Origin of the sequence: Streptomyces javensis (assembly GCF_039525925.1) — a bacterium.
In the GTDB taxonomy this organism is placed as follows: Bacteria; Actinomycetota; Actinomycetes; order Streptomycetales; family Streptomycetaceae; genus Streptomyces; species Streptomyces asiaticus.
Genome location: NZ_BAAAIF010000132.1, coordinates 1 through 12,835, shown reverse-complemented (window position 1 = coordinate 12,835; position 12,835 = coordinate 1). Strand labels below are relative to the sequence as shown.

2 protein-coding genes are annotated in these 12,835 nt (G+C 71.9%); both read left to right on the top strand.

Annotated features, from left to right (window positions below):
- The first annotated feature begins 140 nt into the window (after positions 1 to 140).
- Positions 141 to 10,976: a type I polyketide synthase gene (locus tag ABD329_RS46310; protein WP_344318079.1), complete on the top strand. Its 10,836-nt coding sequence runs from the start codon at positions 141 to 143 to the stop codon at positions 10,974 to 10,976.
- Positions 10,977 to 11,019: 43 nt separating this feature from the next.
- On the top strand, positions 11,020 to 12,835 hold a 1,816-nt coding region (locus ABD329_RS46305; protein WP_425574475.1), incomplete at its 3' end, for a type I polyketide synthase.

The window sequence follows — 12,835 nt, the reverse complement described above, 5'->3', positions numbered from 1 at the left end:
CGAACGCGACTTTGGACGCGTTGGCGCAGTGGCGGCGCGGTGCGGGGCTCCCGGCCACCTCGGTGGCCTGGGGGCCGTGGGCCGACAACGGCATGGCCGTCAGCAGCGCTGAGGTCAGCCGCACCATCAGGCGCAATGGCATGACCGCGATGGATCCACGGCTGGCCCTGGCGGCGCTGGAGCGCGCGGTCACCCACCCGGACGCCGCTCTCGCCGTCGTCGACGCCGACTGGGAGCGGTTCGCCGACACCTTCGAGGCCCGGCGGCTGTCCCGGTTGCTCAGCGGAGTCCCGGAAGTCCGGAAGCTGACCGCGACCGCCCGGCCCGGCGAAACCGACCCCGCGCACACCGAGGAGTCCTCGGCACTCGTCCGTCGTCTGGAGCCCCTGTCCGAGACCGAACGGCAGCGCACCCTGCTGGAGCTCGTGCGTGTCCATGTGGCCGCCGTACTCGGCCACAGCGGTGTGGACGCCATCGGACCCGGCCGCGCCTTCATGGAGATCGGCTTCGACTCCCTGACCGCGGTGGGCCTGCGCAACCGGCTCAGCGAGGCCACGGGCGTCCAACTCCCGGCCACCCTGGTCTTCGACTACCCCACACCGACCGCGCTGGCCGGATATCTGCTCACCGAACTGCTCGGCAACCAGGGGCAGACGGATGGCGCGACGGCGGATGTGGCCACGATCGGGTCCACCGCGGCGGACGAGCCGATCGCGATCGTCTCGATGAGCTGCCGCTTCCCCGGCGACGTACGCTCCGCCGACGACCTGTGGCGGCTGCTGGCCGCCGGAGAGGACGCCGTCTCGCCCTTCCCCACGGACCGTGGCTGGGACCTCGAGGGGCTGTACGACACGGACCCCGACGCGATCGGGAAGAGCTACGTACGCGAGGGTGCGTTCCTCTCCGAGGTGAGCGGCTTCGACGCGTCCTTCTTCGGCATCTCGCCACGTGAGGCGCTGGCGATGGACCCCCAGCAGCGGCTGCTGCTGGAAACGTCATGGGAACTGTGGGAGCGGGCCGGAATCGACCCGGAGGCGGTGCGCGGCAGCCGTACCGGCGTGTTCATGGGCACCAACGGGCAGGAATACGTGTCCCTGGTCGACCGGGCCCCGGAGACCACCGAAGGCTATGTGGCCACCGGCAACGCGGCCAGCGTCGTCTCCGGCCGCATCTCCTACACCTTCGGCTTCGAGGGGCCAGCGGTCACGGTGGACACCGCGTGTTCGTCGTCCCTGGTGGCGCTGCACCTGGCGGCGCAGGCGCTGCGGCAGGGCGAGTGCTCCCTGGCGCTCGCCGGTGGCGTCTCGGTAATGGTGTCACCGCGTGGCTTCGTGGAGTTCAGCCGTCAGCGGGGCCTGGCGCCGGACGGCCGGTGCAAGCCGTTCGCGGCGGCCGCCGACGGCACCGCCTGGGGCGAGGGCGTCGGCATGCTGCTGCTGGAACGGCTGTCGGACGCGCGGCGCAACGGTCACCAGGTGCTGGCGGTGGTACGCGGCTCCGCCGTCAACCAGGACGGTGCGAGCAACGGCCTCACCGCGCCCAACGGCCCCTCACAGCAGCGGGTGATCCGCCAGGCACTGGCCAACGCCGGGCTCCCGGCCGGGCAGGTCGATGTCGTGGAGGCCCACGGTACGGGTACGACGCTGGGCGATCCGATCGAAGCCCAGGCGCTGCTGGCCACCTACGGCCGGGAGCACACCGACGAACAGCCCCTGTGGCTCGGCTCGATCAAGTCCAACATCGGGCATACGCAGGCGGCCGCCGGTGTGGCGGGCCTGATCAAGATGGTGCTGGCCATGCGCCACGGCCTGCTGCCCGGGATGCCGAACGTGAACGAGCCCTCCCCGTATGTGGACTGGTCTCCCGGCACCGTCCGGCTGCTGACCGACGCCACGCCGTGGCCCGAGACCGGTCGGCCCCGTCGGGCGGGCGTGTCCTCCTTCGGCGTCAGCGGCACCAACGCGCACGTCATCCTCGAGCAGGCGCCTCCGCCGCGGCCGGTGGCCGAGCGGCCCGCCGTGGACGAGCCGGTCGGCGGCCTGGGCCGGCTACCCGTCACGCCCTGGCTGGTCTCGGGCAAGTCCGAGGCCGCGCTGCGGACACAGGCGGACCGGCTGTTGGCCCATGTGCGCGAGCGGATGGAGCTGTCGGCCGAGGAGATCGGCCTGTCGTTGGCGACCACGCGGAGTGCGTTCGAGCACCGTGCGGTGGTGCTTGCCGGGGACCGGGACGGTCTGGTCGATGGCGTGGCGGCGCTCGCGGAGGGCCGGGACGTCTCGGGGCTGATCCGGGGTGTGGCCGGTGCTGACGGTCGTGCGGTTCTTGTTTTCCCTGGTCAGGGGTGGCAGTGGGTGGGGATGGCGGCGGGGTTGTTGGAGTCGTCGCCGGTGTTCGCGGAGCGGCTGGAGGAGTGTGCGGCGGCGTTGGCGCCGTTCGTGGAGTGGTCGTTGGTGGATGTGCTCGGCGATGCGGTGGCGTTGGAGCGGGTGGATGTGGTGCAGCCGGTGTTGTGGGCGGTGATGGTGTCGCTGGCTGAGTTGTGGCGTTCGTACGGTGTCGAGCCTGCGGCGGTCATCGGCCACTCGCAGGGTGAGATCGCGGCGGCGTGTGTGGCGGGTGCGTTGTCGTTGGAGGACGCGGCTCGCGTGGTGGCGTTGCGGAGCAGGGCGCTGCGCGCGTTGTCGGGGCTCGGCGGGATGGTGTCGGTGTCGTTGCCGGTGGAGTCGGTGCGGGAGCGGCTGGGCCGGTGGGGTGAGCGGCTGTCGGTGGCGGCGGTGAACGGGCCCTCGGCTGTCGTGGTCTCCGGTGACGCGGACGCGCTGGACGAGCTGCTGGCGACGTGCGAGGGCGAGGGAATCCGGGCGCGCCGTATCCCCGTGGACTACGCCTCCCACTGCGCCCATGTCGAGGCCATCGAGGGCGAGTTGTCGCATGATCTGGCGGGGATCAGTCCTCGGTCGGCGTCGATTCCCTTCTATTCGACGGTGACCGGCGGAGTGCTCGATACGGCCGATCTGGACGCCGCGTACTGGTACCGCAATCTGCGCCAGACCGTGCGCTTCGACGAGACCGTACGCGCACTGCTGGCCGACGGCTTCGATACGTTCATCGAGGCCAGCGCCCATCCGGTCCTCACCGTGGGTGTGGAGCAGACCGCCGAGGAGCACGGCACCCGGGTCACCGCCGTCGGGTCCCTGCGCCGTGACGAAGGCGGGCTCGACCGGTTCGCCATCTCCCTGGCCGAGGCGTACGTGGGCGGCGCGTCCGTCGGCTGGGCCGGGGTGTTCGCGGGCGCGGGCGCGCGGCGGGTCGATCTGCCGACGTACGCCTTCCAGCACCAGCGCTACTGGGTCGAGCCCTCAGCAGTGGCGGGCGATGTGTCGTCGGCCGGGCTGGTCTCCGCCGACCACCCCCTGCTCGGCGCGGCGGTCGCGCTGCCCGAGTCCGGTGGGTGGCTGTTCACCGGTCGGCTCTCGCTCCGTACGCACCCGTGGCTGGCCGACCACACCGTTCACGGCACCGCGCTGCTTCCCGGGTCCGCCCTGGTCGAGTTGGCGCTGCGAGCCGGTGACGCGGTCGGCCGCGGCCATCTGGAGCAGCTGACGCAGGAAACGCCCCTCGCCCTTCCCGAGCGTGGCGCCGTCCAGCTGCAACTGACGGTGGGCGGCCCGGACGACTCAGGACGACGCACCGTGAACCTCTACTCGCGCGTCGAGGACGGGCCCGCCGACCTCCCGTGGACCCACCACGCCACCGGTGTGCTGACCGCGGAGGGGCCCACGGCGCCGGCGGAGACCGGGCTCGGCCAGTGGCCACCGGCGGATGCCTCGCCGATCGACCTCGCCGACCGGTATGCGAGCGCGGCCGCGTACAGCGGTATCGAGTACGGTCCGGCGTTCCACGCCCTGCGCCATGCGTGGCGTCGTGGTGCGGAGATCTTCGCCGAGGTGGCGTTGGCGGAGGACATGCGCTCGGAGGCCGGTCGCTTCGGTCTGCATCCCGTGTTGCTCGACGCGGCCCTGCACGCCGTGGCCGATCCGATGGCCGACGACGGGGGCCGCGTCCGGCTCCCGTACCGGTGGACCGGGCTGTCCCTGTACGCCACCGGCGCGACGACCCTGCGCGTACGGCTCTCCACGGAGCGGCCGGACGGCATGGCGATCCTGCTGGCCGATGAATCGGGCCATGCGGTGGCCGAAGTGGCCGCGGTGGCGACCCGCACCTTCGTATCGGAGCAGCTCACCGGGGGCCGGAGGCCCCATGAGTCGCTGTTCCGGGTGGAGTGGATGAGTGTCCCGGCGGGCTCCGCCGGTGTCGTGCCGGATCACGCCCACTGGTCGATCGTCGGCCCTGAGAGTGCCGAGCTGCGTACCGCGCTCGAAACGAGCGGTGGCCGGATCGACGAGTACGACGACATGGGCGCGCTGCTCCGGCCCGACGCATCGGCCGCGGACGTACCCGACCTCGTACTCCTGCCGTTCCTCACCGCCTCGGCAACCGGTTCCGCCGTGGCGGAGGACGACCTGGTGTCTGCCACCCGCCGCGCGACACATCGCGCCCTGGACGCGCTCCAGGTGTGGCTGGCCGAGGAGCGGTGCGCCGACTCGCGACTGGTGATGGTGACGCGGGGTGCGGTGGCGGCCGTAGCGGGTGAGGACGTGCCGGATGCGGCGGCCGCCGCGGTCTGGGGTCTGGTGCGCTCGGCACAGGCCGAGCATCCGGACCGATTCGTCCTGGTGGACCTGGACAACCTGGAGTGGGCCGCCGAGGCGATCGGCGCGGCGGTGGCCACCGGAGAACCTCAGCTCGCCGTGCGTGGCGGCGGTGCGTACGCCCCCAGGCTGACCCGGGCCCTGGTACCCGTGACGACCCAGCGAGACGGGGTGTGGGAGCCCGGCGGTTCGGTGCTGATCACGGGCGCCAGTGGCGTACTGGGCGGCTTGGTGGCGCGTCATGTGGTCGCCCGCCACGGGGTGCGCAGCGTGGTGCTGGTGTCGCGTCGCGGCCGTGACGCGGCGGGCGCGGCGGAGCTGGAAGCCGAGCTCGCCGACATCGGCGCGCGCGTGGTGTTCGAGGCGTGCGATGTCGCCGACCGTGAGGCGCTGGCGGGGGTGTTGGCGCGCATTCCGGCGGATCGTCCGTTGCGTGGTGTGGTGCATGCGGCCGGTGTGCTGGATGACGGTCTGGTGGAGTCGTTGACGCCGGAGCGCATCGACGCTGTGTTGCGGCCGAAGGTCGATGCGGCGGTGTATCTGGATGAGTTGACGCGGGATCTGGATCTGTCGGCGTTGGTGATGTTCTCGTCGGCCGCTGCGACTTTTGGTGCGGCGGGGCAGGGGAACTATGCGGCGGCGAATATGTTCCTGGACGCTCTGGCGGCGCGGCGTCGGGCGCGTGGGCTCGCCGCGGTGTCGTTGGCCTGGGGTTTCTGGGCCGAACGCAGCGATATGACCGGCCACCTGGGCGAGGTCGACATGGCCCGGATGGCCCGGTTCGGGATGACCCCGCTGACCGCCGACGAGGGGCTCGCGCTCTTCGACGCGGCACCCACGACCGACGACGCCCTGCTGGTGCCGACGCGTATGGACGTCGCGGTGCTCCGCGCACACGCTCGGCCCGGCACCACCCCCGCTCTGCTGCGCCACCTCATCGGCGCCCCGGCCCGACGGGTGATCGACGCCACCGCCGACGACCAGGGCGGCGCCACCGCCCTCGTACGCCGTCTCCTGGATCTGCCCCGGTCCGAGCGGGAGGACGTCCTGCTGGAGCTGGTGACCGATCACGCGGGAGCCGTGCTCGGCCACACGGAGTCGGACGCGATCGCTCCCGACCGTGCGTTCAGCGACATCGGTTTCGACTCGCTCACCGCGGTCGAGCTGCGCAACCGCCTTAACGCCGCCACCGGTCTTCGGCTTCCGGCCACGCTGGTCTTCGACTACCCGACACCGACCGCGGTCGCCCGCCACGTCCTCGACGAGCTGGTGGGCTCCCTACCGGCCGCAGCCGAAACCCCGGATCTCGACCGGACCCGTGCCACGCCTTCGGTGCGCGGGGCCACGACCGACGACGAGCCGATCGCCATCGTCGGGATGGGCTGCCGCTTCCCGGGCGGTGTGCGTACCCCCGAAGAGCTGTGGCAACTGCTCATCAGCGGCGGGGACGCGATCTCGGGGCTGCCCGACGACCGTGGCTGGGACCTGGAGGGTCTGTATCACCCGGATCCCGATCACCGGGGTACGGCGTATGCGCGTGAGGGTGGTTTCCTGTACGACGCGGGTGATTTCGATCCGGAGTTCTTCGGGATTTCGCCGCGTGAGGCGCTGGCGATGGATCCGCAGCAGCGGTTGCTGCTGGAGACGTCGTGGGAGGCGCTGGAGCGGGCCGGTATCGACCCGGCGTCGGTGCGCGGCAGCCAGACCGGTGTGTTCTGCGGGCTGACCTACCACGACTACACCGATGCGGTGCAGCAGGCCGGCGAGGCCACCGAGGGCTACCTCATGACGGGCAACGCCGGAAGCGTCGCCTCGGGACGCATCTCCTACACCTTCGGCTTCGAGGGACCTGCGGTGACCGTGGACACCGCCTGCTCATCGTCGCTGGTGGCATTGCACTGGGCGGCACAGGCGCTGCGGCAGGACGAGTGCTCGCTGGCCCTCGCGGGCGGCGCGACGGTCATGGCCAGCCCGCTCGCGTTCGTCGAGTTCAGCCGCCAGCGCGGACTGGCTCCCGACGGGCGCTGCAAGCCCTTCACGGGCGCCGCGGACGGTACCGGCTGGGCCGAGGGCGTCGGGATGCTGCTGCTGGAGCGGCTGTCGGACGCGCGGCGGAACGGTCACCAGGTGCTCGCGGTGGTGCGGGGCAGCGCGGTCAACCAGGACGGTGCGTCGAACGGTCTGACCGCGCCGAATGGTCCGTCGCAGCAGCGGGTGATCCGGGCGGCGCTGGAGAGTGCTCGGTTGTCGGCCGCCGAGGTGGACGCGGTGGAGGCGCACGGTACGGGAACGAAGCTGGGCGACCCGATCGAGGCGCAGGCGTTGCTGGCGACGTACGGGCAGGAGCGTGGCGCCGAGGGACGGCCGCTGTGGCTGGGTGCGATCAAGTCGAATATCGGTCATGCGCAGGCGGCTGCCGGTGTGGCGGGTGTGATGAAGATGGTGCTGGCGATGCGGCACGGTGTGCTGCCGAAGACGCTGCACGTCGATGAGCCGTCGCCGCATGTGGATTGGTCGGCGGGAGCGGTGGAGCTGCTGACGGATGCGGTGGAGTGGCCGGAGACGGGCCGTCCGCGGCGCGCGGGTGTGTCGTCGTTCGGGATCAGTGGCACCAACGCGCACGTCATCCTGGAACACGCCCCCGAGGAGCGGTCCGTCGCCGAGCCGGTGACCGACGGGCTCGATGAGCCGGCGCTGGTGCCGTGGGTGGTGTCGGCGAAGTCCGAGGGTGCGCTGCGGGCTCAGGCTGAGCGGCTGCTGTCGTACGCGCGCAGTCGGGCCGGGGCGGAGGCGTCGGCGGCCGATGTGGCGTTGTCGCTGGTCACGACGCGTAGTGCGTTTGAGCATCGTGCGGTGGTGCTGGCCGCTGACCGGGCCGGTCTTGTCGGGGGTTTGGAGGCGCTGTCGATCGGCGATCCGGCGCCGGGGGTGGTCCAGGGCTCTGTGGTGTCGGGCAAGTTGGCGGTGTTGTTCTCGGGTCAGGGTAGTCAGCGGGTCGGGATGGGGCTGGGGCTGTGTGAGGCGTTTCCGGTGTTCGCGGAGGCGTTCGATGAGGTGTGTGGGCGGTTCGACGGGGTGTTGGATCGTCCTTTGCGGGAGGTGATCCGTGGGGGCGCGGATGGTCTGGATGAGACCGCGTATACGCAGTGTGGGTTGTTCGCGGTGGAGGTGGCGTTGTTCCGGTTGGTGGAGTCGTGGGGTGTGCGGCCGGACTTCGTGGCGGGGCATTCGATTGGTGAGTTGGTGGCGGCGTATGTGGCGGGGGTGTTGTCGCTTGCGGATGCGTGTGTGTTGGTGGCGGCTCGTGGGCGGTTGATGCAGGGGTTGCCGTCGGGTGGGGTGATGGTGTCGGTGCAGGCCGCCGAGGCCGATGTACTGCCGTTGCTGGCCGGTCGTGGGGCCGAGGTGAGTGTGGCGGCGGTCAATGGTCCGCGTTCGACCGTGATTTCCGGTGTGGAAGAGGCGGTGACGGAGGTCGCCGGGCAGTTTGAGGCTCAGGGGGTCAAGACCAAGCGGCTGCGCGTCTCCCACGCCTTCCACTCACCCCTGATGGAGCCGATGCTGGCCGAGTTCCGGCGGGTGGCCGAGGGGCTGTCGTACGCGCCTCCGCGTATCCCCGTCGTGTCGAACCTGACGGGCCTGGTGGCGGACGCCGAGGCGCTGTGCTCCGCCGAGTACTGGGTACGGCACGTCCGCGAGACCGTGCGCTTCGCCGACGGGGTAGCGAGCCTGGCCGACGCCGGAGTCACCAGCTACCTGGAGCTGGGCCCGGACGAGGTCCTGTCCACGATGGGTGAGCAATGCCTGCCGGAGGAGACGACAGACGTCGCCGTCTTCCTACCCGCCGCGCGATCCGGTCGCGACGAGGTCGAGACCGCTCTGATGCTCGCGGCCGGGGCCCATGTCCGAGGTGTTCCGGTGGAGTGGACGGCCGTGCTCGCGACGATCGCCGGACGACGCGCGCGGCGGGTGGAGCTGCCCACGTACGCCTTCCAGCGCACGCGCTACTGGGTTGCGACAGGGGCGGCGCCGGAAACCCATCACGGCACGGCAGACGCCCAACGCGACTCCGCCGACGCCGACTTCTGGGACGCGGTGGAACGCGAGGACCTCTCGGCGCTCGCGGACACGCTGGCCGTCGAGGGCGAGGCGGCCAGGGGTGAGTCGCTCGCGGCGGTGCTGCCGGTCCTGTCGTCGTGGCGGCGTCGTAGCCGTGAGCGGTCGCAGGTCGACGCGTGGCGCTACCGGATCGCCTGGTCGCCGGTCTCGGAGGTGGCGGCTGCCTCGCTGACGGGATCGTGGCTCGTGGCGGTTCCTTCCGGGCTGGCCGACGACGCATGGGTGGCGGACGTCGTGGCCGCTTTGGCCACGCGGGGCGCGCGGCCTGTGGTCGTCGAGCTCGAGGATGCCGACGCCGACCGTGAGGCGGTGGCGGCCCGGCTACGCGACGCCCTGGGCAGCGAGGACAGGGCCGCCGATGTCACTGGAGTGCTGTCGCTGCTGGCACTGGCGGAAGGGCGGCACGGCCGGTATGCGGCGGTGCCGTCGGGGCTTGCGCTGACCTTGGCCCTGCTCCAGGGGGTCGGGGACGCGGGTGTGGGTGGCCGTGTGTGGTGTGTGACGCGCGGTGCGGTGGCGACGGGCGGCTCTGAGCGCCCGTCGAGCCTGGAACAGGCGGCGGTGTGGGGGCTTGGCCGGGTCGCCGGACTGGAGGCCCCGGAGCGCTGGGGCGGCCTGGTCGACCTGCCGCAGATCCCGGACGGCCGGGCGCTGGACGGCCGGGCCCTGGAGCGGCTGACCGCCGTCATCAGCGGCGCCACCGGTGAGGACGAGGTGGCGGTGCGGGCGTCGGGTCCGTTCGCCCGCCGTGTGGTCCGTGCGGCGGTGGGCGCCGAGAGCGAAGAGGCGTGGCAGCCGTCGGGGACGGTGCTGGTGACCGGTGGCACGGGTGCGTTGGGCGCCCATGTGGCCCGGTGGCTGGCGCGGGCCGGGGCGGAGCATCTGCTGCTGGTCTCGCGGCGCGGCCCGGCGGCCGAGGGCGTGGACAAGTTGCGGGCACAGCTCGCCGAGTTGGGCGCTCGGGTGACGGTCGCGGCCTGCGACGTGGGCGACCGCGAGGCGCTGGCCGGGCTGTTGGCCCGGGTGCCGGAGGAGTTCCCGCTGACGGCGGTGGTGCACACGGCCGGTGTGCTGGACGACGGGGTGCTGGACGGGCTGTCGGTGGACCGGTTCGAAGGCGTGCTGCGGGCGAAGTCCGAGGCGGCGTGGCATCTGCACGAGCTGACGCGCGAGCTGGACCTTTCGGCGTTTGTGCTGTTCTCCTCGTTCTCCGCGACGGTGGGCGGAGCCGGACAGGGCAACTACGCGGCGGCGAACGCCTTCCTGGACGCGCTCGCCGAACACCGCCGTGCCGAGGGCCTGCCCGCCACCTCCGTGGCCTGGGGGCCATGGGCCGACGGTGGCATGGCCACCCAGGACGCGGCCGTCAGTGGCCGCATGGAGCGGTTCGGCCTGCCCGCGATGGAGCCCGAGCTGGCCGTCACCGCGATGGCGCGGGCCGTCAACCAGTCCGACACCTGCCCGGTCATCACCGACATCGACTGGCCGCGCTTCACCGCCGGTGTCGACGGCACCCGGCTCGGCCTGCTCTTCGGCGACATCGCCGAGGTCAGGATGGCACGGCAGACCGCCGGGGCCACTCTGGACGGGCAGGCGGCCGGCCCCGACCGGTCGACGCTCGCCTCGACACTCGCGGAGCTCCCGGCGGCGGAACGCGAGCCGGTCCTGCTCGATCTGGTGCGTACGCAGACGGCGGCCGTGCTCGGATACGCCACGCACGAGGGCATCGACGGCGAGCGTGGCTTCTTCGACATGGGGCTCGATTCGCTGACCGCCGTGGAACTGCGCAACCGGCTCAACGCGGCCACCGGGCTGCGGCTGCGGCCGACCGCACTGTTCGACTACGGATCGCCGTCCGCGCTGGCCCGCCACCTCAAGGGGGAGCTGGTCGAGGACGAGGCCGCCCCGGAGAAGTCCCTGCCCGTCGAGATCGACCGACTCGAAACCGTCCTCACGGCCATGCCGCAGGACGACATCACCCGGGCCAAGGCCATCGTCCGGCTCCAGTCGGTGCTGGCCAAGCTGAGCGAACCCGTCGGCGGGGGCGGGATCGCCGTACGGGGCGACGACGCCGACGACGACCTGGAAAGCGCATCGGTGGACGAGCTCTTCGACGTCATCGACCGAGAACTCGGAGACGCCTGACATGAACGAGAACCACCTGGTTTCTTCGAGGGGGCAGGGCCAAGTGTCAAACGAAAAGAAGCTCGTCGAGTACCTCAAGCGCGTCATGGCCGACCTGCGCCAGACGCAGCGGCGTCTCCGCGATGTCGAGGACAAGTCCCGGGAGCCGATCGCGATCGTGGCGATGAGCTGCCGCTTCCCCGGCGGTGTGCGGTCTCCGGAGGAGCTGTGGGGGCTGCTCGCCCGTGGCGAGGACGCCGTGAGCGCGTTCCCGGAGGACCGCGGCTGGGACCTGGCGGAGCTGTACGACCCGGACCCCGACCGCTCCGGCACCTCGTACGTCAAGGAGGGCGCGTTCCTCTCCGACGCGGGCGCCTTCGACCCCACCTTTTTCGGGATCTCACCGCGTGAGGCGCTGGCGATGGACCCCCAGCAGCGGCTGCTGCTGGAGACGTCGTGGGAGGCCATGGAGCGGGCCGGGGTCACCCCGGCTTCGTTGCGCGGCAGCAAGGCCGGTGTCTTCGTGGGCACCAACGGTCAGGACTACACCGTCGCGCTGCGGCAGGCCCCGAAGGGCGTCGAGGGCTTCCTGGCCACCAGTGGTGCGGCCAGTGTGATGTCCGGGCGGCTCTCGTACACCTTCGGCTTCGAAGGGCCCGCGGTGACCGTGGACACCGCCTGCTCATCGTCGCTGGTGGCACTGCATCTCGCGGTGCAGTCCCTGCGGCAGGGGGAGTGCCCGCTCGCCCTCGCCGGTGGCGTGACCGTGATGTCCACGCCCGGCCTCTTCGTGGAGTTCAGCCGTCAGCGGGGCCTCGCCCCGGACGGCCGGTGCAAGGCCTTCGCGGCGGCCGCGGATGGCACGGGCTGGGGTGAGGGTGTCGGCATGCTGCTGCTGGAGCGGCTGTCGGACGCGCGCCGCAACGGCCATCCGGTGCTCGCGGTGGTCCGGGGCTCGGCCGTCAACCAGGACGGCAGCAGCAGCGGCCTGACCGTGCCCAATGGCATCTCCCAGCAACGCGTCATCCTCCAGGCCCTGGCCAACGCGCGGCTGTCGGCCGCCGAGGTGGACGCGGTCGAGGCCCACGGCACGGGTACGACGCTGGGCGACCCCATCGAGGCCCAGGCGCTGCTGGCCACCTACGGGCAGGACCGCGCGGACGGTCGGCCACTGCTGCTGGGGTCGGTGAAGTCCAACCTCGGCCACACGCAGGCGGCGGCGGGCGTGGCCGGTGTGATGAAGATGGTCCTGGCCATGCGACACGGTGCGCTGCCGAAGACGCTGCACGTCGATGAGCCGACGCCGCATGTGGACTGGTCGGCCGGCGCGGTCGAGCTGCTGGCCGAGCAGGTCGCATGGCCGGAGAGCGGCGAACCGCGCCGGGCCGGTGTGTCGGCCTTCGGCGTCAGCGGCACCAACGCCCATGTGGTGCTGGAGCAGGCGCCGGTCGTCGATGAGGACGACGCGGCGGACGAGGGGGCGAGCGGGGACGACTCGGCGGTGGTGCCGTGGGTGCTTACGGCTCGCTCCGAGGCGGCGTTGCGGGCGCAGGCGGGTCGGCTGGCGTCGTACGTGGGGGAGCGGGCGGAGTTGTCGGCCGGGGATGTCGGATGGTCGCTGGCGACGACACGTACGGTCTTCGAGCATCGTGCGGTGGTGCTGGCCGGGGACCGGGGCGGTTTGGCCGGTGGGGTGGCGGCGCTGGCGGAGGGCCGGGACGTCTCTGGGCTGGTCCGGGGCGTGGCCGGTGGTGATGGTCGTGCGGTGTTGGTGTTTCCGGGTCAGGGGTCGCAGTGGGTGGGGATGGCGGCGGGGTTGTTGGAGTCGTCGCCGGTGTTCGCGGAGCGGTTGGGTGAGTGTGCGGCGGCGTTGGGGCCGT

Coding starts and splice junctions, on each gene's coding strand:
- ABD329_RS46310 (WP_344318079.1), top strand. CDS start 141: ATGACCGCGATGGATCCACGGCTGGCCCTGGCGGCGCTGGAGCGCGCG.